Genomic DNA, 20,844 nt, shown 5'->3' with positions numbered 1-20,844 from the left:
GCTGTCCGGACATGCGACCCAAGCACAGTCAGACCATTACGATCTCCGACGATACACGCGCGAACGTGGCCATGGTGCCCGCGCTGATCGTCGGACTCGTCTTGGTGCTGGGATTCGGATTCGACCCGCTCGACACGGAAGCTGACGCCACTGACCTGGTCGGTCTCACCGAGAGGCTCATCTCGATCTTCCTTGTCGCCTGGCCGCTGTTCGCGTTCGTCTACCTGCTGTGGACTCATGCCGGGCTGAACGAGCTGGACGAAACCGAACTCATCGTGCATTCTCGGTGGGCACTCGCCCGCAAGCGCACGCCCTGGGCGCGGTATTTCACCATGGGCGGAGCGGTGTCCTGGGCGGCGTTCGCGGCGTATATCGCGGTCATTCTCAACGTCTTTCTCGTCACGACGGGATCCGGGGCGAGCGTCAGTCTCGCTGTGATCCTCGGACTGGCGAACGTCGTCGCCTCGTGGGCGGTCATGGTGTATTCGTTCGCCCTCGAATACATGCGCCTCGACCTCGGAGGCGGAGGCAGCGCACACGCTCGGCAACTTGAGTTCGATATGCCGGAGGAGCGCGCGTTCGGCGACTATCTGACCTTCTCCGTACTCTCCTCGACGATGACGGCCGCACTCCCTGGGAAAGCGACGACCCGACCCGGATGGCGACTGGTGCGCACCAACGTCATCCTCGCGTTCGTCTTCAACTCGGTCGTCGTGGCCACGCTGGTGTCGATGTTCCTCACCTACATCCCGACGTAGGCAAGAGGCGATTTCGAAGGTCGCGTCCTACGTGGAGAGCCCTCGAATGCTTCACCCGGCTGCTTCACCCGATCGCCGAGAACACCACCTCGCCGATGACCAGCAGCGCGCCGGCGATCGACGCGCACACCGCCAAACGGTAGAGAACCTTGCGGTCGGCGCGGCGAATGACGAAGTTCGACAGCCACAGGCCGACGAGCATGAACGGCAGCAGGGTCGCCGCGGCAATGAGGTGGTCGCTTCTGACTTCGCCTCCGATGGTCAGGCCCGTCAGCGAGAGGATGCTTCCCAGGGTGAAATAGGCGCTCATCGTCGATCGCATCTGAGACGGATCCAGAGCGCGGAGGACCAGGGCGATGGGAGGTCCGCCGATGCTCGTGGCGGTGCCGAAGATGCCGGAGACGCTGCTCGCGAAGAACATATTGCGTCCGTTTGCCTCGGGGGACCAGCCCACCAGGCTGAAGGCCACGCCGCCGAGGACGGTGATCGCGAGCAGAAGTGAGAGGCCTGTGTCCGGCAGCATCACGACGGCGGCGGTTCCCACGGCGATGCCGGGCAGCCGGCCGAGGGCACCCCATCCGACGAGTCTCCAATCGACATCGCTGCGTTCGCGCAGAAACGCGGTGAGCGAGGTCAGCGTGGCCAGGAGAAGCAGGGCCGCCGGCAGCAGATCGGGTCGCAGCAGTGCGAGAACCGGGGCGGTGATCATGCCGAGACCGAAGCCGATCGAGCCTTGGAGACACGCTGAGCCGAGGACGACGACACCGATGATGATGTAGCTGACGATCTCCATCGGCCCAGTGCTCCTCTGCTTCGTCGCTCGACTTCTCCGATGCGGGCAATGAGCGGCAGCGACATTGCGCTCGGAGGTCTGCGCTGCCGATGCCAACGTATCCACTCTGCCACGGTATTGCGCGAACCGTTCCGTCGTCCTATGATTTGGACACAGCATCTGCGCGAAACACGCAATATGTGTTTCACTGATTACGTAAATCACGCAGAAGGCAACAGAGAAACAGCCGGTGGCACAATGTCGTGAATGCACGACGCTGTGGACACCTCCACATAGTCAATCAGCAATCGGAGCGTACGACATGGCCAGTGACGTCCATAGCCCCACTCAGCATTCCGCTTCGGCCAAACCCGAGCAGGTGCCCATCCCGCGCGGACTCTCACTGATCACCTCGGTGGGTCCGGGACTCGTTCTCGCCATGTCGTTCCTCGGCACGGGCGACCTCGTCAGCTCGTCGGTCTCGGGTGCTTCGTACGGCTACGCGCTCCTGTGGACCTTGGTCCTCTCGCTCGTTGCCCGCACGTTCATCATCTCGTCGATCGCCAAGTACACGCTGATGAACAAGCACGGGGACACCCAGATCCTCGACGGCTTCGCGCGGCTCTCGCCGATCCTCCCCGGTGTCATGGCTGCGGTCGTCCTCATCGCGGGCTTCATCACCCAGGCGACCTTCGTTCTCGCGGCGGCCACGGGCCTTCACGAGCTCACCGGCGGCGAATGGGGAGGTGGTTGGGGTCGCTTCATCTGTGCCGTGATCATCGTGGCGCTCACACTCACCCTGGTGATGCTGCGCAAACAGTTCACCGTGCTCGAGTACTTCGCCCGTTTCGCCTCGGTCGCCATGATCGCGGCCTTCGTCTACGCGCTCATCCAGATCGGCACCTTCGACATCGCCGGCTTCTTCCAAGGCCTGGCCTTCGAGATTCCCAAGGAGCAGAACACCTCGGCCTTCGCTCCGATCGTCATCGCCTCGGCGACCATCGGCACGATCGCCGGCAATATGCCCAACCTCCTGTATTCGGGATTCATGCGCGACAAGGGTTGGATCGGCCCGAAATACAGGAAGCTCCAGCAGTTCGACCTCATCGTCGGCATGGCCCCTCTGCTCATCATCAACCTGCTCTTCTGGATCGTCGCGGCTGAGTTCCGCTCCGGCAACCCGGGGTTCTCGATCGGCGATGAGTACGACCTCTCGCATATGCTCACCGTCGCAGTCGGGCCGGTCGGTCCCTTCCTGCTGTGGATGTGCATCTTCTTCGCAGCGATGACGAGCTTCCCACCGCAGTCTCGCGGCTTCGCCCAGCTGGCCATCAACGGCATCAACCACACTGTGCCGTCGATGCGTCGATACCTCGGCCGCGACGAGGAGAACCCGGCTTTCCGCTGGATCCAGGCCATCGTCTTCATCATCGTGCCCCTGGTCTCCACAATTCCCGGCGCACCAGATCTAATCTCCCTGAATATCGTCGGCACCGCGATCTCGACGGTGCTGAGCCTGCCGATCATCGTCGTCTGCATCCTCCTGCTCACCTCGCGGAAGAAGCACATGACGAACTACGGTGTGAACCGGGTGTGGCAGACTATTCTGCTGGCCGTCCTCGGCCTCATCGCCATCATCGTCGGTGTACAGATCGCACTGCAGATTCCGGCCATGTTCGCCACGGCCTTCGGGTGAGTCACGCTCGGCGCCCATGAGGACATGCGACCAGCGCCGCACATGACCGGTGCGAGACACGACCGACGTCACAAGCAACCATCACAGCACCACAGGAGTGAGACATGAACCTGCTCTCGAATCCGTCACTCGACCACATCGCCCCGGTTCCGGCCGACGGTCGCCTGCGAGTCTTCGAGGACTCCGGCGAAGCTGCCGCGGTGATCCCGACGGATCGTCGCTCGAATCATGCTCCCTCGATCCTGGCGCTTCGCAGCGGTGGCCTGCTGACGGCCTGGTTCGGCGGCAGCGACGAGGGAAACAAAGACATCGACATCCTCGTCTCCGCCTTCGACCAGGCCTCCGGCACCTGGTCAGAAGCGGCGGCAGTCACCCACGACGAGATCCGCTCCGCCCAGAACCCCGGCCTGTTCGAGGCACCGGATGGGCAGGTGTGGCTGGTCTACACCTCCCAGCTCTCGCGGCAGTCCGGAGTTCCGGAGACCTTCAATCTGCAGCACACCTCCGTGATCAAGGTCGTCCGCTCCGCCGATCAGGGGCAGACATGGTCCGATCCGGAGACCCTCTTCTCCCGTGAGGGCACTTTCGCTCGGCAGCCGATCCAGGTCCTCAGCGACGGAACCTGGGTGCACCCGCAGTGGCTGTGCTTCGACGATGACACGAAGAACGGCTCGGACCTGCCGGTGCTGCAGCTCTCCTCCGACAGCGGCGAGACCTGGGAGCAGATCGATCTTCCGAACAGCGCCGGCCGAGTCCACCCCAATGTCGTCGAGCTCGAGCCGGGCCGACTGGTCTGCCTGTTCCGCTCGCGCTTCGCCGACTGGGTCTACCTCAGCCGCTCCGAAGACGGCGGACGCACATGGACGGAACCGTCAGCAACGGAGATTCCCAATAACAACGCCGGTCTCAGCGCGTTTCTCCTGCCCTCGGGAAGGCTCGCGCTGGTGTCGAACGAACACCAAGCGGCGCAGGGTCCCGGTGAGGTCGTCTGGCCCTACGAGCGCATGCGCATCGTCATCGCCGTGTCCGCCGACGAGGGACGTTCGTGGCCGGTGCGTCGCGTGATCGAGGCCGGCGACGGCTTCGCCGGCGACGGCAACCTCCGCAGCAATCGCCGACAGGAATACCCGCATGGAGTCGTCGACGCCGACGGACTCATCCACGTCGTCTACGCCTACAGCTCCCGCCGCGCGATCCGCCATGTCGTCTTCGCCGAGGACTGGATCTCCGGCGTGGAAGATCAGGTGCACACCGACTGCAAGCTCTGGGGCTGACCCCGGCGCCGAGGTACGGGCTCAGTCCGAGGCGGCTCAAAGGCCCTCGGCATCGACCCTGACCACGGTGATGCCCCGCGCCTCGAACGGTGCGATCTGATCGTCGGTGACCGCAGAATCGGTGACGAGCGTCCAACCGCCCCCGAGATCGGCCCAAGCATGGAAGGGCCGCTGCCCGACCTTGGCGGCATGGGCCACCACAAAGACGTGCGCGGCACGGCGGCTCATCAGCTCCTTGAGACGCACCTGCTCGACCGAAGCCTCGCACACCCCATCCTCCGCGGTCACGGCGTCGGCGCCGAGGAAGGCGAAGTCGAAGGTGAACCTCTCCAGCCCAGCCTCGGTGACCGGACCGATGAAGCCCTGGCTGAGAGGCCGGAAACGACCGCCGAGGAGGGTGAACTCCACATCCTCGACGTCGGAGAGCTGCTGTAACGGGGTGAGACCGGTCGAGACGACCGAGAGCGGCGTCGTCCCGCGCAGGGACCGCGCGATCTGCGCGGTGGTGCTGCCGGCGTCGAGGAGGACGTGCGAGCCGGCCGGAACCTGACCGGCGCACCACGCTCCCAGCGCTCGTTTCACCTCGGGGACTTCGTGAGAGCGTTCGTCGAGTGTGGTCTCGGCCTGAGCGGCCACGGCGATCACTCCGCCGTAGGTGCGCGCGAGATCGCCGGAATCTGTCAGCCGGGCCAGATCGCGGCGGATCGTCGAAGCGGTGACGCCGAGCATCTCGGATAGCGTCTCGACGCTCATCTCGCCCTTCGTCCTTGCCAGCTGGACGATCTCTTCGCGCCTATCGCGTGCGTTCATCTCTCTCCCGGCTCGTTCGTCCGGCGACGATCACGCGACCTCTGAGGCCGGTTGATCGTGCCGTGCTGTTCTGCGTCCCGTCAGGGGATTTCTCGTGCGGCGCCTCGATGCGCCGTCGTGCCGTCACTGTATCGCGAAACGACGCGAACGCCCGTGCGAGCCGCGTTCCCGTCCCGTGGGCGGACCCAGCTGGCGGACCCTGCGAACCCTGTGGCCGCTCGCGAACCTCGCGGCCGCTCGCGGACCCCGCGACCGCCGCTGCCGAGCTCGCCCTCGCACTCGAGGGCCCACCTCGGCGGGGGTGGACTCAGTCGACCGAGGCCAGCGCGGCGGCCTGCCGCATCGCCTCGCTCATCGATTCGGTGTCGACTTTGCCGGTGCCGGCGATGTCGAACGCCGTGCCGTGGTCGACGGAGGTGCGGATGACGGGCAGGCCGACGGTGATGTTGACTCCGGCGTCGATGCCGAGGACCTTGATCGGCCCATGTCCCTGATCGTGGTACATCGCGACGATGAGGTCGTAGTCGCCGCGACCGGCGAGGAAGAAGGCGGTGTCGGCCGGCAGCGGGCCGGTGGCGTCGATCCCGTCGGCCTTGAGCGTCTCAATGGCGGGCACGATCTTCTCCTCTTCCTCTCCGTAGCCGAAGAGGCCGTTCTCTCCCGCATGGGGATTGATCGCGCAGACGCCGATGTGGGGCGCCGCGATCCCGGCGCGGATGAGCGCATCGTTGCCGCGGCGGACCGTGCGCTCGACGAGACCGGGTTCGATCTTGGCGACGGCATCGATGAGCCCGATGTGGGTCGTGACGTGGATGACGCGCAGCTTCGGTGACGACAGCATCATCGACACCTCCTCGGTGTCGGTGAGGGAGGCGAGCATCTCGGTGTGGCCGGGGTACTTGTGGCCGGCCGCGTGCAGGGCCTCCTTGTTCAGCGGTGCCGTGCAGATCGCCTGGACCTCGCCGGACATCGCCAGGCTCGCCGCCCGTTCGATGTAGCGGAAGGCAGCATCCCCGGCGATGGGGGAGAGTTCGCCCCAGGGGAGGTCCGCCGGCAGCAGGTCGAGGTCGAAGACGTTGATGATGCCGGTGCCGTGTTTGGCCTCTGTCGGGGCCGCAACGACGCGGATCTCAGCGTCCACGCCGAGCACCTCGGCGGCTTGCCGCAGTCGCGCGGCATCTCCGATGACCACCGGATCGGCCACCTCCAGCACCGAAGGGTCGAGGCAGGCCGCGATGCAGATCTCCGGACCGACGCCTGCGCCGTCGCCCATGGTGACGGCGACCGTGGGAAGCGAGTTCATTCATTCTCCTTCGTGGTTCCCGGAGTCGCGGCGGGCTGCGGGAGCCCGACTCCGGTCAGAACTTCGTGGATGAGGGTCAGCGACGAGACCTCGCCCTGGTTGCCCGGTCGAGTCACGACGCGGTTGAGTCGAGGTGCGATTCCCGCCGAGGCTGCTGTGACCTCGGACAGCACCGCCCCCGGATGGATCTCCCCGGTCACGTCGAGGGCTCCGACGCCGAGGCGGTCGAGCACGGCCCGGGCCGTCTCGCCTCCGGAAGCGACGAGGTCCACCGGCCAGAGTTCGCTGTGCTCGATTGGAACGTCGGCGGAACCGGCCGGCGGTCCGGAAGTGGTGAGGGCTGGTTCCGGTTCGGACGCCGGGAGCTGGTCCGGCCGGGCGGCGAGCACCCGCGCGGTCAGCTCCGCGAGCAGACCGGGCAGCGGCCGGGGGTCGATGGTTCGACCGTCGTCGGCGATGCGCACGACGACATGGCCGGCTGCCAAGCCCGCGCGTACGCGGTCAGCGGCCTCCTGCAGGGCGGCGCACTCGGTCGTCCACGAGGACAGCGCCGAGGCGGGCAGGTCGATGACCTCGACCGTGACGTGTTCCCGGAGGTCCTCGACCTGTGCTCGCGTTCGCTCGGCGGCGGTGCCGAGCACGGTGAGGACGCTGGAGGAGGCCGGCCGGGGCGAGCTGGAAGAGGCTGACCGCGGCGAGCCGGCAGTGGATGAGGGCGAAATGGTTCGCTTCGTGGCAAAGGCCCGGGCCAGCGCGGCGGTGCCGACCACGGTCGCCTCGAGCGAGACGGCGAGGTCGACGATCGCGGCGATGTCGGACATCGACTCGGCATCGGCGATGATGAGCCGGCCGTCGCGGCTGACGTCGAGGAGTTCCTCGGGCGTCGCGGTGCGCAGCCGGTCGAGAGTCAGATGGAGTGTGGGCTGCGGGCAGAGGTCGCGCAGGGATTCCGGCGCCGGTGAGTCTTCGACGCTCCAGGCATCGGTCTCGGCGAGGCGGACCCCGTCGACGATCGGAGCACCGTCGACGATGGTGCGGTTCAGCTGCGGCAGCGCCGGTGCGAGGATCACCGGGGCGTCCGTCGACTCGAGAGCAGCCTCGATCAGTGCGGGAACATTGCCGCGCAGCAGCGAGTCGATCTTGATCAGCGTCTTGCGGCGATCGCCGGTAGAGCGTTGAGCCGCTCGATGCGCTTCCAGGGCCTGCTTCGCCCGCAGAGATGCCTGCGCGGGGGAGAGGTATCGGCAGTCGAGATCGACGGCGAGGTCGAGTGTGTCGCTCGAGCCGTTGTTCGCGGACCCACAGAGATGGATGCGCACTGCCGATCCCAAAGTGGCTGCGGCCTCTGCCGCGCCGCTGAGGTCATCGGCGAGGATGAGCAGACCGGAGTCGACGGTTGTCATGCCACTCCTTCGGGTCCGATCGGTGATTCGGATACCAGGTTTCCATGATTGCGCGAAATACGCAAGTTGTTGCACGTTGCGCGCATAAGTGGGAAGATTCTCGAAGACGCACCACCTGATTCGACCGCCGACTCACTCAACGAGGAGACCGTATGACCGCTGAGAAGAATCTCTCCATCGACGGAGTCTCCGTCCCACTGACCCCGCTGGTCCTGGGCACCATGACCTTCGGAGACACGGTCGACGAGCGCACCGCCCACGAGGTCATCGAGGCGGCGCTCGCCGCCGGCATCACCGGCATCGACACCGCCAACGGCTATGCGAAGTCGACCACCGAAGGGCTCATCTCCCGGCTGGTGAAGAAGCATCGCGAGAACATCGTGCTCGCCACCAAGGCTGGCATGCCGCATGCGGATGCCGGAGATCACTCGCCGCTCTCGGCCGCTGGCCTGCGCGCGAGCGTCGAGGGTTCGCTGCGTCGCCTCGATGTCGAGTCCGTCGATCTGTTCTACCTGCACCAGCCCGATCGTGCCGCCTCTCTCGACGAGACGCTCGAGACCGTCGCGGCGCTGCGCGCGGAAGGCAAGATCACTGCCTTGGGCATCTCGAATTTCGCCGCTTGGCAGGCAGTCGACGTGATCGCCGCCGCCGAACGTGCCGGTGCTCCGAAGCCCGTCGTCGCACAGAACGTCTACAGCGTCCTCGCCCGGCAGATCGAGGACGAATGGCTCGAATGCGGTGCGACTCATGGGATTGCGACCATGGCCTACAACCCGCTCGCCGGGGGACTGCTGGCCAGGCGCCCGTCGACCGAAGGCACCCCCGATCGCTTCACCGGGTCGGTGCTCGCTCAGATGTACTCGCAGCGCTATCTCTCGGATTCGGTCCTGGCCGCCGTCGAGGCCTTCGCCGCCGTGGCCGCGGACGCCGGGATTCCCCAGGCCGAGCTGGCCCTGCGCTGGGTGGCCGGGGCCGAGGGCATCGACTCCCTGCTCTTGGGGGCCAGCCGCGTTGCGCAGCTCGAGGCGAACATCGCCGCCGTCGCCAAGGGCCCGCTGCCCGAGGACGTGCTCGCCGCCATCGACGAGGCGACCGCCTCGGTGCGCGGATCCCAACCCAAATACAACCGCTGACCGCAACCTCCGCCTCGGCGGCCGGGACAAAGACCACCGGACCGCCGAAGCGCACGAGCATGACGAACACCGAGAACACCACGAAGGGAATGCCCATGTCCTCCATCAGAGGAATCCTCGCCGCCGTCGCCACCCCGTTCGACGATGACGAACAGATCGTCGAAACGGCCCTGCGCGCTCATGTGCGACGTCAGCTCGAGGCCGGCATCCACGGCATCTTCGCCCTCGGGACGAACGGCGAGTTCTACGCCCAGTCCGCGGCCGAGCGCGCCGAGGCGGCACGCATGGTCATCGACGAGGTGGCCGGCCAGGTGCCCGTCGTCATCGGTGCCGGAGCCGCCACCACACGTGAGACGATCAGCGTCGCACAGGACGCAGCTGCGGCCGGTGCCGACGCCCTGTCGATCATCACCCCGTTCTTCGCTGCCGCCTCGCAGACGGAGATCGAGAACCACTTCCGCGCCGTCGCGGATTCCGTCGAGGTTCCGGTCATCGTCTACAACATCCCGGCGCGCACAGGCAACGCTGTGGCCCCGGCGACCTTGGAGAAGCTCGCCGAGGTGGACAACATCACCGGAGTGAAGGATTCGAGCGGCAACTTCGACACGATCCTGCAGTACCTCGAGCGCACCGACCGGGAGAGCTTCGACGTCATCTCCGGCAACGACTCCCTCATCCTGTGGACCCTCATCGCCGGGGGAGCGGGCGGGATCAGCGGGATCGCGAATATCTACCCCGAGACCATGGCTTCGATCTATGACCTCTTCGCCGCCGGCGACGTCGAGGCGGCTCGAACGGCACAGGACAGCATCCGTCCCATCCGCAACTGCCTGGCCCTCGGCAATCCCAACACCGTGGTCAAGCATGCGGCCAATGCGCGTGGATTCGGTCTGGGTCCGGCGCGTGCCCCGTTCAACGCGCTCTCGGACGAAGCGAAGGCGAAGGTCGAGGAGACGGTCCAGGCTGATGTGGAGCGGGGCCTGGCTTGATCGAGTCGAGTCCAGTGGACGTTTTGGGCCGATCTGCTTGTGGCGGATCGGCCCAAAACGTCCACCCAGCGCGCTGAATTCGGTTCGCCGTGGGCCTGTTTTGTCGAGGCGAGGTGCTCGCGCAGCCATCGTTCGGCCTGCGTTAGGTCTTTCGCACAGTCACTTCACGGGGAAGCGCGGCTCCTGACCCTCCAGCACGCGGACAACGTCCTCGACCGCCCAGGTGCCCATGTTCGCATTCGCAATGTCCGAGTACGCCCCGATGTGCGGAGTGGCGATGAGGTTCGGTGCGGCCAGCAGCGGGTCATCGGGACTCGGAGGCTCCGAGGCAAAGGCATCCAGGGCCGCGAAGGCCAGGCGTCCCGTGACCAGCGCTTCGGCCAATGCCGTTTCGTCGACGAGCCCGCCTCGGGCGGCATTGATGAGTCCGGCCCCTTCGGGCATCGACGTGATGAGCTCGGCCGACAGCAGGGGCTCGTCTCCTCCGGGCAGGTGCAGGGTGAGGAAATCGGACCCGGCCACCACCTCGGCGAGGGACATCGGTGTGGCCCCCGCCTCGGCGATGGCATCGTCGGGGACGAAGGGATCATAGGCGGCGATGCGCAGGTCGAACCCGGCAGCCCGCTTGGCCACCTCCCGGCCGATCCGCCCGAACCCGAGGATGCCCAGCTGTTTGCCCGAGAGCTGAGTGCCGAAGAAGACGCCCCATTCACCGGAACGCAGCGAGTCCTCGGCCTCGCGGATGCGGCGGGCGCCCACGAGGAGGAGGCCGAGGGTGAGGTCGGCGACGGATTCGGCGTTGGCACCGGGAGTGTTCACCACGGTCACCCCGGCGGCTGCCGCTGCTTCGAGGTCGATGTTGTCGACCCCGGCCCCGTGCTTGGCCACGACCTTGAGTTCGGGGCAGGCGGCGAGCACCTCGGCGTCGATGCGGTCGAGACCGACGAGAACCGCCTCGGCGCCGGACAGAGCGGAGATGAGCTCAGAGCCGGACTTGGGATGGTTCTCGGTTCGGTCCTCGAGGTCGAGGCCGAGCTCGGCGGCACGCGCCCGAGGCGCGGTCGAGTGCTTGCCGAAGGAAGGGGTGAGGACTCGCAGGCGCATCAGGCTCCGATCTCGATTCCGAAGGTCTCGAACACCGTGTAGATGCCCAGCAGGCCGATGGCCAGCGAGGCGAAGACGAGCATCACGGTGAAGAAGTGATTGGACTTGAACTCTGTGGGCACCTCTCGGGAGCGAAGGTACCAGACGGCGATGACCACGGCGACGAGGAAGACGCCGCTGGCGACGCCGCCGATCTGGACCATGATCACCGGCGATTGGATGATGAGGTAGCTCAGCGCCCAGATGATGGGAAAGACGATGGTGAGGACGCGGATGATCCGCGAGCGGGTGCGCACATTCGTCCAGTCGAAGGCGCCGAGGATGGACACCGTGTTCGTCCACAAACGGGGAACGCTGGCCGAGGAGGCGATGAAGGTCGAGAACAGGACCGCGAAAGCGCCGATGAGGAAGATCCAGTGGCCGGTCTCGCCCATCACCGAGGAGTACATCGACGACAGTGTGGTGATCATGTCGTTGCCCTCGGGGACGAGTCCCTGCGGGTGGAGGATCGCGGCGCCGATGACATAGAAGGACATCGTGCACACCGTCGAGACGATCCAGGAGACCAGGACGTCGGTGCGCATGACGGAGATCCATCCGCGGGCGCGGCGGGCGCGCTCCTCTGTGCCGTCGTTCGGTCCGGTGTAGCGGGCGTAGCCCTTCTCGAGGCACCAGTAGGTGTAGGTGGTCATCTCGTCGGCGCCGACTCCGGTGATGCCGAACATGGCCACGGCGAAGCCGAGTGTGCCTGCGGGGATTGCGAAGGTCAGACCTTCGATGACATCCGCCGAGGTGTAGGCGAAGTCCGTGAATGGCAGGGCGACGGCGAGCCCGACAGTGGAGACGGTGAAGATGATGACGGCACTGACGGAGAACTTCTCGACGATGCTGTACTTGTTCGTCACCAACAGGGAGATGACGACGGCGAGGGAGACGATCGTCCAGAAGATGAGTGAGGGCGATGAGAGCGGCTCGCCGAAGACCGGGAGCATGATCGACAGCGAGGCGACGGCACCGCCGATGATTCCTCCGCGCTGGAGGACCTTGGCGAAGTCCATGAGGATCCACAGCAGGTTGATCCAACCGGCACGGCCGATCAGACGCGGACCGACGTGCGCGTATCCCTCGAGCGCGGGTTTGCCGGAGAGGATCGTCCACTGGGCGAGTTCGAGCTGGACCCAGACCTTGACCGCGGTCGAGATGATGACGAGCCAGAGCAGCACGAAGCCGGCCTTGGCGCCGAGGGCGGTCGTGGTGATGAGCTCGCCCGAGCCGATGACCGCGGCGGAGATGACGAGCCCGGGACCGAGATACTTCAGTTTGCCGGCGAAGGTCGTCGGGGGTTCGAGCACGTCGCGCGGATCCAGATGATAGGGATCGTCATTGTGGTGCGAGGTGTGGGACGCGGGAGCGGCGAGAGCGCCGTCGGCGATTTCGTCGCCGTGTTCGTCTCCGACTGTTCGACTCGTACTCATTCTCGGCTCCCTTGCGCGAAATGCCATGCTGCTGGGGCGGTGAGTGGCGCAGAGTGCGCAGTCAACCGCAGGATCAGACTTGATTCTGTCACTGCTGCGTGATTTGCGCAACTAGTGTGCATGCAATGCGCATATCGGGTAGCGGCGAAGGAAATGGCCCCATCGACAAAAGCGGCACCGCCCGTCGAATGACGAGCGGTGCCGCATTGTGTCGGGTCCGGCTGGTCGACCCTCACAGCCTCCAGCAGCTGTCGAGCGGCGCCTTGCCGGCGAAGGTCCGCGAGGTGAACGCTTCGATGCGCGGCACGGATGCAATGTAGCCGCCGATGTGAGTCGGGCCGAGGTTGTCCTCGAGCGCGACCTTGTGGCCGGCCCTGCACCACGTGGCGGCAAGTTCCTTGCCCTGCGAGAAGGGCACCACGTCATCGAGTCGACTGTGATTGACGAGCAGTGGGATGACGGGGACCTCGGCCTTGCCCAACCGCTGTTTCTCTGCGACTGACATGAAGTTCTCTTCGACGATCTCGGCGAAGGTCTGGCCGTGCTTCGTCAGTGTGGACGTATCGAGGAGGGCGGTGGACAGAGTGGCTTCGATGGTGCACTGGTTCGAAGTCTTCTCGACGACATCGAGGCCCTTCTGATTGAGGAACTCGGACAGATCCGCGCCGGTCTGTCCGGCAAACGAGTCAACTCCGTACAGAGCGAATGCCGAATAGGGACTCGAGAGCTGAGACACGGTCTCGTACAGGTCCGTGGGCACAGCACCCGCCGAGGCGGACGTGACATTGAGCTCAGGTGCCCAGTCGTCCTTGAGCTCCAGGGCCGCCGTGGTGGCGTGCCCGCCCTGCGAATAGCCGCGCAGCTGCAGCTTCGTGTCGGCAGTGATCGAGCTTCCCTCGACGTTCTGGACCGCCTTCGCAGCGTCGAGGACCGATCGGCCCTCTTCGACGCGGTTGAGGTAGCGGTGCGCGCCCTCGGTGCCGAGACCGACGTAGTCGACGACGATGACCGGGTGCTTCGCCGCCAGCGCCGAGGTGACGGAGATGCCCTCGTACTCGGTGCCCATGGCCATCTGCCGGCTGGGGGCGCACTTGTCCGCGATGCCCTGGGTGCCGGGCGAGATGACGACGGCATCATCGGCATCGCCGCTGGCACCCTTGGGGGTGAGGAGCGTGGCGGTGGCGGCCCTCGCATTGCCCTTCTCATCGGTGGTTTTGTACATGAACGTCTCGGAGGTGGCGCTGTGCTCGACGAGCTTCGCGGGGTCGAGGTAGAACGTCGACGGCGTCTGCTTGACGACGGCACCGTCCTCGTCGGGGAGGGCCGCGGGAGTCGTGTAGAAGTCCTCCGGGACTCCGGACGCGGGCAGGTCCTCGAGCGTGGCGGCGTACTCGACATCGGAGGTTGTGATCTCGTTGGACTTGTCGACGATCTTCTTGGCCTGCTCGACGCTCACACTCTCGGGGACGTTGCTCCTGTTCAGGGAGCTTGAGTCCTCGGCTTCACGGTCTTTGACCAGGCTTTCGGCCTCAGTGTCGGTCTGGGGGACCAGGTCCTGTGCCTGGGCGGGGGCGGCAGCTGTGCCCATCGTCAGTGCCAGTCCGGCGAGGGCTGCGGCGCTGGCTGCGGTGATTTGGCGAAGTGGTGGAAGCGTTCCGTATCGGTGCTTGCTCATATGCGTGTCATCCTGCTCTGTCGGGTGTCTCGGCGGTGAGAGTGCGCGGACAGTTATCGTGTCGCAGACCGGTCTGACGAGGGTGCGCGTCATTGCGGCCGTCTCGATTGAAGCATCCGTGGGTGACGGGCATCACAACCCTACTCGATAGTAGGACTGGTGGGTAACATTTTTTATCGGCCGATCGAGATGTGAGACGTATGGCACGTCGAGAAGCGGGGCGAATGTCACGTCGCGAAGCGGGACGAATGTCGCGGCGGACAGCCGGCAGCCGCCTCGGCGAGGGGACGGGAATGGGCCCCGAACGGATTATTCCGTTCGGGGCCCATCGAGAATCTCGCGGAGCCTGCCGACGGATTTGAGGGATCCGTCGGACTGGTGCCGCCTACTTCGCTTCGAGCGGTTCAACCTCGGGGTAGATCGTCTCGGCCGGAGCCACGCTGCGGTTGCGGATGAGGAAGAAGTAGAGGACGAAGGTGACGACGATGCCGACGAGCCACGAGATGTCGGCTCCGCCCAGTTTTTCGACCAGAGGCCCGGTGTAGAAGGACTGCGCGAGGAACGGAATCTGGATGAGCACGCCGACTCCGTAGGCCAGCAGGGCTCGCCAGTTCCAGTCCCCGTAGCGGCCGCGCCGGTCGTAGAAGGCCGGGATGTCGAAGCGGTCCTTAGAGATGAGGTAATAGTCGGTGAGGTTGATGACGCTCCACGGCGTGAAGACCATGAGCAGGGCGAGGACGAAGTTCTTGAAGTTCGCGAGGAAGTCCGCCGAGGCGAGCAGCGCCACGAGCACGGTGAGCGTGACGATGCCGATGACGAAGACCGCACGGGTCCAACGCCGGATGTTCGCCCTGTTGCCGAAGGAGGTGAGGATTGTCAGGGTGCACATGAACGCGCCGTAGGCATTGAGCGTGTTGACAGTGAGCTTGCCGAGCAGGATGACGATGAAGATGAGCAGGGCGAAGACGCCCCCGCCGACAATGTTGCCGATGTAGCCGACCTGGTTCTCGACGAACTCGTTGCCGGTCTCCGTCATGGCGGCCGCGCCGATGAGCGCACCCAGCGTCATCGACCACTGGGAGCCGATGACCGATCCGCCGAAGGTGAACCAGAAGGTCTTCGAGGACGGGGTCGAGCGCGGCAGGTAACGGGAGTAGTCGGCGACATAGGGGCCGTAGGTCATCTGCCAGCCCACGGCCAGGGCGATCGCGGAGAGGAAGGCGGGGAAGGCGAAGCTGGAGTTCGAGACCAGACCGGGAACGTCGATCTGAGTGACGACGCAGACGGTGATGAAGAGGAAGCCGAGCAGGCCGGTCACCGAGTAGATCCGTCCGAGGACGTGGATGTACTTGTAGCCGAGCAGCGCGACGAGCGCGGTCAGTGCGCCGAAGATGATGATGCCCACGGCCGGTGCCTGGACGCCGATGATGAGATTGACTGCCTGGCCGGAGAGCACGGCGCCCGTGGAGGCGAAGCCGATGTACATGAGGACGACGAGGACCAGCGGGATGATCGCGCCGACGATGCCGAACTGCGCCCTGGAGGAGATCATCTGCGGCAGTCCCAGCTGCGGGCCCTGTGCCGAGTGCAGGGCCATAACGATTCCGCCGAGGATGTTGCCGATGAGCAGACCGATGATCGCCCACAGCGCGTCGGCGCCGAAGACGACGGCGAGTGCGCCGTCGACGATGGCGGTGATCTGGGTGTTGGCGCCGAACCACAGGGTGAATTGTGACCGGGGCGTGCCGTGCCGCTCTGCATCGGGCACCATCTCGATGGACCGTTTTTCAATCCCCGAGTTTAATGTGGTCGCCATGAGTTTCTCCTTCGAAAGTTGAATCAGATTCAGTGTGAACCGGTAGTCGGTCCCAGACGAGAGCTGAGTCACACATTCTGTCCGATATATCGGAATCCGATTGGATCCGACACGTGGAGCTCAAGGGCGGTTGTTCTCCCTTGAGCTCCGGTGAGATCGTAGTCCTTCGCAGATGTCGGCGGTGTTACGGAGGCCGGGGGCGTGCGAACCGCTCGTCAGTGCGCGAGCGACCGGGCGATGATCGTCCGCTGGATCTCCGAGGACCCTTCGTAGATGCGATAGATCCGGGCGTCGCGGACATAGCGTTCGAGCGGGAAGTCCCGCGTGAAGCCATAGCCGCCGTGGATCTGCAGCGCCTCGTCGGCGATGAACGCTGCAGCCTCCGAGGCGGCGAGCTTGGCTGTCGCCGATGACCGGGTGAAGTCGACCTCGGCATCTCTCTGCTCGGCGGCATCCATCGTCAGCAGCCACGCCGAGCGGTACCTCGTGTACATATCGGCGAGTTTGAACGCGATGCCCTGCAGGCGGTTGAGCGGCTCGCCGTTGATCCTGCGCTCGCCGGCCCAGGCCACGGCCGCGTCGAGGGCAGCCTTCGAGATTCCCAGACTCATCGCCGCGACCTCGATGCGCCCGCGGTCGAGGACCCGCATGGCCGTGGTGAATCCCTCGCCCTCGACGCCGAGCAGGGCATCTGCGGGCACAACCGTGTCGATGGTGAACTCGTAGACCGGGCTGCCGCGCAGACCCATCGTCCTCTCCGGAGGGTTGAAATTCATGCCCTCGGCCGCCGCCGTGTCGACGATGAAGGCGCTGATCCCCTTGTGACCGGCCTCGCTGTCGGTCTTCGCGTAGACGACGATGAAGTCGGCGAAGCCGGCGTTAGTGATGAAGCACTTCGTGCCCTTGAGCTGCCAGCCGCCCTCGACCCTCGTGGCCTTCGTCGACATCTCCGCCGGGTTCGACCCGGCGCCCGGTTCGGTCAGTCCGAAGGAGCCGATGACCTCACCCGCGGCGGCCTTCGGCAGCCACTCGGCCCGCTGGGCATCGGTGCCGCCGAGCAGGATCGAATCGGTGGCGAGGAACTGGGCGGTGATGATCGAGGCGGTCGAGGCGCAGGCCTCGGTCACGGCGGCGACCATCTGGCTCATCGCCACGGATCCGACGCCGGGCCCGCCGAACTCCTCGGGCAGGTTGAGACCGAGGACCCCCACCTCGGCGAGGGTCTTAAGGGTGGCATCCGAGACGCGTTCGCTGTCATCGGCGGCCGCAGCCTGCGGGGCAAGGACGTCCGTGCTGATCCGGGTGACGGCGTCGACGAAATCCTGCTCGTCGGCGCTGATGTCGAAAGCCATGGTGGTGCTCCCTCGGTGAGTGATCGTGGGGTTGTGATTTCTACCAGTCGATGGCCGACGGCTTCTGCGGTGCGCGGAACTCCGCGTTGTGTTCGCCGAGGCGGGGCGCCGGAAGTGCGGAAGTCGGCCTGACGCCGTCGACGAGCAGGGGGTGGCACAGATAGGAGTGTCCGGTGCGTTCGTCGGTGACCGTGAGCTCGCGGTCGTGGGCGATGGAGCCCTCGACCGCCTCTGCGAAATCGAGGACGGGGGAGTAGGGGACTCCGGCGCCATCGAAGAGAACGCAGAGTTCGGCGACCGACCGGGAGGCGGTGAAATCCTCGATCTCGGCCCGCAGCTCCGCGTCGTTGGCGGAGCGCAGGCCGTCGGTGACGAAGCGAGGATCGTTTGCGAGTTCGGGTCTGCCAAGAGAGTCGGCGAGTGCGGCGAAGAGCTTGTCGTTGGCCACGGCGATGACGATGAGACCGTCGGCGGCGGCGTAGGTGTCGAAGGGGGCGGAGACCGGGTGCCGGTTGCCGACGCGGGCAGGGGTGTCGCCGGCGGCGTGGATGGCGGCATTGGTCGGCTGCATGGCGAGCATGACGTCGAGCATCGGGATGTCGATGTGTGCGCCGTCGCCAGTGAGCTCGCGGTGGAGGAGCGCGGAGGAGACGCCGAATGCTGCGAAGACTCCCGCCGAGACATCGGCGATCGATTCGCCGACCCGGGTAGGGGAGCCGTCGGGGAATCCTGTCGAGGACATGAGTCCGCTCAGGGCCTGGATGACCGTGTCGTAGGCGGGCGTTCCGCCTGGGCGCCGGTCTGTCCGAATCCGGAGATCGAGGCATAGACGATGTCGGGCCTGATCTCCCTGATGTCGTCGTAGGCCAGGCCGAGCTTCGCGGCGACGCCGGGGCGGAAGTTTTCGACGACGACGTCGCAGGTGGCGATGAAGTCGAGCAGGTTCGCATACTGCGCATGGTCCTTGAGGTCGACTTCGATGGAGCGCTTGCCGCGGTTGAGGCCGGTGAAATAGGTGGAACCGGACTCCGTGAACGGGCCGAGTTGCCGGGAGTCATCGCCGTGCCCGGGCATTTCGATCTTGAACACCTCGGCGCCCTGATCGGCGAGCATCGAGGTGGCATAAGGGCCGGCGAGGACACGGGAGAAGTCGGCGACCCTGATCCCGCTCAGCAGATGCTTCGTTGCGTTCATGAGGACAATCCTCGAGGTCAGAGCCTCGGTGGACAATGGGGTACGCGTGGGAAGCGTCCGAAATATCGGACAGAACTTGATCCAGACCACTTTCGCTTCCGCCCTCGTCGGACACAATGGAATGTGTAGTCAGCGACGACATCATGCAGCTGCGAACCGCCCTCATGGCAGAGCCGCCGCGTGAGACATTCCGCTCCATCGGACAGTTCGACCGCCCCAGCGGACAGGTCGAACCGGGCCGAGGGACCGACCCAAGGAGAGACACCATGGCCACCAAGCCCGGCTTCACCCAACACGACCCCAGCCGCGTCATCCGTGCCGACCGCGGCACGGAGATCACAGCGAAATCCTGGCAGACCGAAGCCCCGAAGCGCATGCTCATGAACAACCTCGACCCCGAGGTCGCCGAGCGCCCCGAAGACCTCGTCGTCTACGGCGGCACCGGTCGCGCAGCCCGATCCTGGGAAGCCTACGACGCGATCGTCAAGACCCTCGACGACCTCGAGGACGACGAGACCCTGCTCATCCAGTCCGGCAAGCCCGTCGGCGTCATGCGCACCCACGAATGGGCTCCGCGCGTGCTCATCGCCAACTCCAACCTCGTCGGCGACTGGGCGAACTGGGAGCACTTCCGCGAACTCGAGGCCGAGGGCCTGATGATGTACGGCCAGATGACAGCTGGCTCCTGGATCTACATCGCCACCCAGGGCATCCTCCAGGGCACCTACGAGACCTTCGGAGCCATCGCCCGCAAACGCTTCGACGGCACCCTGGCCGGAACTCTGACGATCACGGGCGGCTGCGGCGGCATGGGCGGAGCTCAGCCCCTGTCGGTCACGCTCAACGGAGGCGTCTGCCTCATCATCGACGTCGACAAGACCCGCCTCGACCGCCGCCAGGCCAAGCGCTACCTCGAGGAAGTCGAGACCGACCTCGACACCGCGCTGGCCAAGGTCATCGAAGCGAAGAAGAACAAGCAGGCGCTGTCCGTCGGACTCGTCGGCAACGCCGCCGAGATCCTGCCGCTCATCCTCGACCGCCCCGAAGCCGCCGAGGTCGACATCGTCACCGACCAGACCTCGGCGCACGACCCCCTGTCCTACCTGCCCATCGGCGTGAGCGTCGAGGACTGGCACGAGGAAGCCGAGCAGGACGCGGAGAAGTTCACCATCCGCGCCGAGGAGTCCATGGCCAAGCATGTCAAGGCCATGGTCGAATTCCAGGACCGCGGCGCCGAGGTCTTCGACTACGGCAACTCGATCCGCGACGAAGCCCGCAAGGCCGGCTACGACCGCGCCTTCGAATTCCCCGGTTTCGTCCCCGCATACATCCGCCCGCTCTTCTGCGAGGGTCTCGGACCCTTCCGCTGGGTCGCGCTGTCCGGAGATCCGAAGGACATCGAGGTCACCGACGCAGCCCTCAAGGAGCTCTTCCCCGACAACGAACACCTGCACACCTGGCTCGACGCCGCCCACGAGTATGTCGAGTTCGAAGGCCTGCCCGCCCGCATCTGCTGGCTCGGCTACAAGGAACGCCACCAGGCCGGCCTGCTGTTCAACCAGCTCGTCGCCGAAGGCAAGGTCTCCGCACCCATTGTCATCGGCCGCGATCACCTCGACTCCGGCTCGGTGGCAAGCCCCTACCGCGAGACCGAATCCATGCTCGACGGCACAGATGCCGTGGCCGACTGGCCGCTGCTCAACGCTCTGGTCAATACCTCGTCGGGTGCCACCTGGGTGTCCATCCACCACGGCGGCGGCGTCGGCATCGGCCGTTCTATCCACGCCGGACAGGTCTCCGTGGCCGACGGCACCGAGCTGGCCGCAAAGAAGCTCGCTCGTCTGCTGACGAACGACCCGGGCATGGGCGTCATCCGCCACGTCGACGCAGGCTACGACCGTGCCGCCGAGGTGGCCGCCGAGCGCGGCCAGCGCGTGCCGATGGTCCCCGAACTCGACGTCCGCGACGAGGAATCCGCGGCACAGTAAGGTCACGGGAGAAGGACCCTGTCGGAAATGCACACTCTAAGTCATCATGCACCGGTTGAAACCAGTGCATGATGACTCAAAGTGTTCATTCGCCGATATCCA

15 protein-coding genes and 1 pseudogene are annotated in these 20,844 nt (G+C 65.7%); 6 read left to right on the top strand and 10 right to left on the bottom strand.

The genetic code is table 11. The annotated features are described in order from the left end of the window. The first annotated feature begins 11 nt into the window (after positions 1–11). On the top strand, positions 12–758 hold the full coding sequence (locus ACH82I_RS09265) for a DUF1345 domain-containing protein (RefSeq protein WP_413332058.1): 747 nt from the start codon (positions 12–14) through the stop codon (positions 756–758). A 64-nt stretch (positions 759–822) separates the two neighbouring features. On the opposite strand, the gene ACH82I_RS09260 is transcribed toward ACH82I_RS09265, so the two are convergent. Then, a complete protein-coding gene (locus tag ACH82I_RS09260; RefSeq protein WP_413332056.1) occupies positions 823–1,551 on the bottom strand; it encodes a sulfite exporter TauE/SafE family protein in 729 nt (242 codons plus the stop codon). 301 nt (positions 1,552–1,852) lie between these two features. On the opposite strand from ACH82I_RS09260, the gene ACH82I_RS09255 reads away from it, so the two are divergent. Together ACH82I_RS09255 and ACH82I_RS09250 are read left to right on the top strand one after the other, a co-directional pair. After that, a complete protein-coding gene (locus ACH82I_RS09255; protein ID WP_230748506.1) occupies positions 1,853–3,226 on the top strand; it encodes an Nramp family divalent metal transporter in 1,374 nt (457 codons plus the stop codon). Positions 3,227–3,330: 104 nt separating this feature from the next. After that, on the top strand, positions 3,331–4,500 hold the full coding sequence (locus ACH82I_RS09250) for a sialidase family protein (RefSeq protein ID WP_413332053.1): 1,170 nt from the start codon (positions 3,331–3,333) through the stop codon (positions 4,498–4,500). 36 nt (positions 4,501–4,536) lie between these two features. Here ACH82I_RS09250 and ACH82I_RS09245 read toward each other — a convergent pair whose 3' ends face one another. From ACH82I_RS09245 to ACH82I_RS09235, 3 genes are all read right to left on the bottom strand, one after another. Beyond that, positions 4,537–5,310: a DeoR/GlpR family DNA-binding transcription regulator gene (locus ACH82I_RS09245; RefSeq protein WP_413332051.1), complete on the bottom strand. Its 774-nt coding sequence runs from the start codon at positions 5,308–5,310 to the stop codon at positions 4,537–4,539. 307 nt (positions 5,311–5,617) lie between these two features. Then, complete coding sequence (gene pdxA / locus ACH82I_RS09240; RefSeq protein WP_413332049.1) at positions 5,618–6,613, bottom strand: 4-hydroxythreonine-4-phosphate dehydrogenase PdxA; 996 nt, start codon at positions 6,611–6,613, stop codon at positions 5,618–5,620. Then, positions 6,610–8,016 (bottom strand): four-carbon acid sugar kinase family protein, encoded by a 1,407-nt coding sequence (locus ACH82I_RS09235; protein WP_413332047.1) that lies wholly within the window; start codon positions 8,014–8,016, stop codon positions 6,610–6,612. Before ACH82I_RS09235 ends, pdxA begins: the two co-directional genes overlap by 4 nt. A gap of 152 nt (positions 8,017–8,168) precedes the next feature. On the opposite strand from ACH82I_RS09235, the gene ACH82I_RS09230 reads away from it, so the two are divergent. Together ACH82I_RS09230 and ACH82I_RS09225 are read left to right on the top strand one after the other, a co-directional pair. Further along, on the top strand, positions 8,169–9,149 hold the full coding sequence (locus ACH82I_RS09230; RefSeq protein WP_413332045.1) for an aldo/keto reductase: 981 nt from the start codon (positions 8,169–8,171) through the stop codon (positions 9,147–9,149). Between the two features lie 95 nt (positions 9,150–9,244). Next, the gene (locus ACH82I_RS09225) at positions 9,245–10,138 is read left to right on the top strand and encodes a dihydrodipicolinate synthase family protein (protein WP_413332043.1); all 894 of its coding nucleotides are present in this window, start codon (positions 9,245–9,247) and stop codon (positions 10,136–10,138) included. 159 nt (positions 10,139–10,297) lie between these two features. Here the strand turns inward: ACH82I_RS09225 and ACH82I_RS09220 are convergent, their stop codons facing one another. The 6 genes and pseudogenes from ACH82I_RS09220 to ACH82I_RS09195 form a co-directional block, all read right to left on the bottom strand. Further along, positions 10,298–11,242, bottom strand: coding sequence for a phosphoglycerate dehydrogenase (locus tag ACH82I_RS09220; protein WP_413332041.1), 945 nt, complete (start codon positions 11,240–11,242; stop codon positions 10,298–10,300). Continuing rightward, positions 11,242–12,717 carry an Nramp family divalent metal transporter gene (locus tag ACH82I_RS09215; RefSeq protein WP_413332039.1) on the bottom strand — a complete coding sequence of 492 codons (1,476 nt, stop codon included), beginning with the start codon at positions 12,715–12,717 and terminating at the stop codon, positions 11,242–11,244. Before ACH82I_RS09215 ends, ACH82I_RS09220 begins: the two co-directional genes overlap by 1 nt. Before the next feature lie 232 nt (positions 12,718–12,949). Next, positions 12,950–14,392 carry a lipase family protein gene (locus tag ACH82I_RS09210; RefSeq protein ID WP_413332037.1) on the bottom strand — a complete coding sequence of 481 codons (1,443 nt, stop codon included), beginning with the start codon at positions 14,390–14,392 and terminating at the stop codon, positions 12,950–12,952. A gap of 385 nt (positions 14,393–14,777) precedes the next feature. Further along, a complete protein-coding gene (locus ACH82I_RS09205) occupies positions 14,778–16,208 on the bottom strand; it encodes a purine-cytosine permease family protein (protein WP_413332035.1) in 1,431 nt (476 codons plus the stop codon). Between the two features lie 215 nt (positions 16,209–16,423). Further along, positions 16,424–17,560, bottom strand: a complete 1,137-nt coding sequence (locus ACH82I_RS09200) for an acyl-CoA dehydrogenase family protein (RefSeq protein WP_413332033.1) — start codon at positions 17,558–17,560, stop codon at positions 16,424–16,426. Positions 17,561–17,600: 40 nt separating this feature from the next. After that, positions 17,601–18,673, bottom strand: a pseudogene (locus tag ACH82I_RS09195) (CaiB/BaiF CoA transferase family protein). Positions 18,674–19,020: 347 nt separating this feature from the next. On the opposite strand from ACH82I_RS09195, the gene hutU reads away from it, so the two are divergent. Beyond that, a complete protein-coding gene (hutU, locus tag ACH82I_RS09190; protein WP_413332031.1) occupies positions 19,021–20,742 on the top strand; it encodes a urocanate hydratase in 1,722 nt (573 codons plus the stop codon). The last annotated feature ends 102 nt before the right edge of the window (positions 20,743–20,844 follow it).

The sequence above is a fragment of the Brevibacterium sp. GP-SGM9 genome, from assembly GCF_047300845.1.
Lineage (GTDB): Bacteria > Actinomycetota > Actinomycetes > Actinomycetales > Brevibacteriaceae > Brevibacterium.
Note: the sequence above shows the minus strand (reverse complement) of the source record. Positions and strands in the feature narration are given on the sequence as shown.

Excerpts from the sequence above, each read along its gene's own strand:
- ACH82I_RS09245 (WP_413332051.1), bottom strand. The coding sequence starts at position 5,310 with ATGAACGCACGCGATAGGCGCGAAGAGATCGTCCAGCTGGCAAGGACG.
- ACH82I_RS09235 (WP_413332047.1), bottom strand. The coding sequence starts at position 8,016 with ATGACAACCGTCGACTCCGGTCTGCTCATCCTCGCCGATGACCTCAGC.
- ACH82I_RS09230 (WP_413332045.1), top strand. The coding sequence starts at position 8,169 with ATGACCGCTGAGAAGAATCTCTCCATCGACGGAGTCTCCGTCCCACTG.
- ACH82I_RS09205 (WP_413332035.1), bottom strand. The coding sequence starts at position 16,208 with ATGGCGACCACATTAAACTCGGGGATTGAAAAACGGTCCATCGAGATG.
- ACH82I_RS09265 (WP_413332058.1), top strand. The coding sequence starts at position 12 with ATGCGACCCAAGCACAGTCAGACCATTACGATCTCCGACGATACACGC.
- ACH82I_RS09255 (WP_230748506.1), top strand. The coding sequence starts at position 1,853 with ATGGCCAGTGACGTCCATAGCCCCACTCAGCATTCCGCTTCGGCCAAA.
- ACH82I_RS09220 (WP_413332041.1), bottom strand. The coding sequence starts at position 11,242 with ATGCGCCTGCGAGTCCTCACCCCTTCCTTCGGCAAGCACTCGACCGCG.
- pdxA (WP_413332049.1), bottom strand. The coding sequence starts at position 6,613 with ATGAACTCGCTTCCCACGGTCGCCGTCACCATGGGCGACGGCGCAGGC.
- ACH82I_RS09260 (WP_413332056.1), bottom strand. The coding sequence starts at position 1,551 with ATGGAGATCGTCAGCTACATCATCATCGGTGTCGTCGTCCTCGGCTCA.
- ACH82I_RS09210 (WP_413332037.1), bottom strand. The coding sequence starts at position 14,392 with ATGAGCAAGCACCGATACGGAACGCTTCCACCACTTCGCCAAATCACC.
- ACH82I_RS09200 (WP_413332033.1), bottom strand. The coding sequence starts at position 17,560 with ATGGCTTTCGACATCAGCGCCGACGAGCAGGATTTCGTCGACGCCGTC.
- ACH82I_RS09225 (WP_413332043.1), top strand. The coding sequence starts at position 9,245 with ATGTCCTCCATCAGAGGAATCCTCGCCGCCGTCGCCACCCCGTTCGAC.
- ACH82I_RS09215 (WP_413332039.1), bottom strand. The coding sequence starts at position 12,717 with ATGAGTACGAGTCGAACAGTCGGAGACGAACACGGCGACGAAATCGCC.
- ACH82I_RS09250 (WP_413332053.1), top strand. The coding sequence starts at position 3,331 with ATGAACCTGCTCTCGAATCCGTCACTCGACCACATCGCCCCGGTTCCG.
- hutU (WP_413332031.1), top strand. The coding sequence starts at position 19,021 with ATGGCCACCAAGCCCGGCTTCACCCAACACGACCCCAGCCGCGTCATC.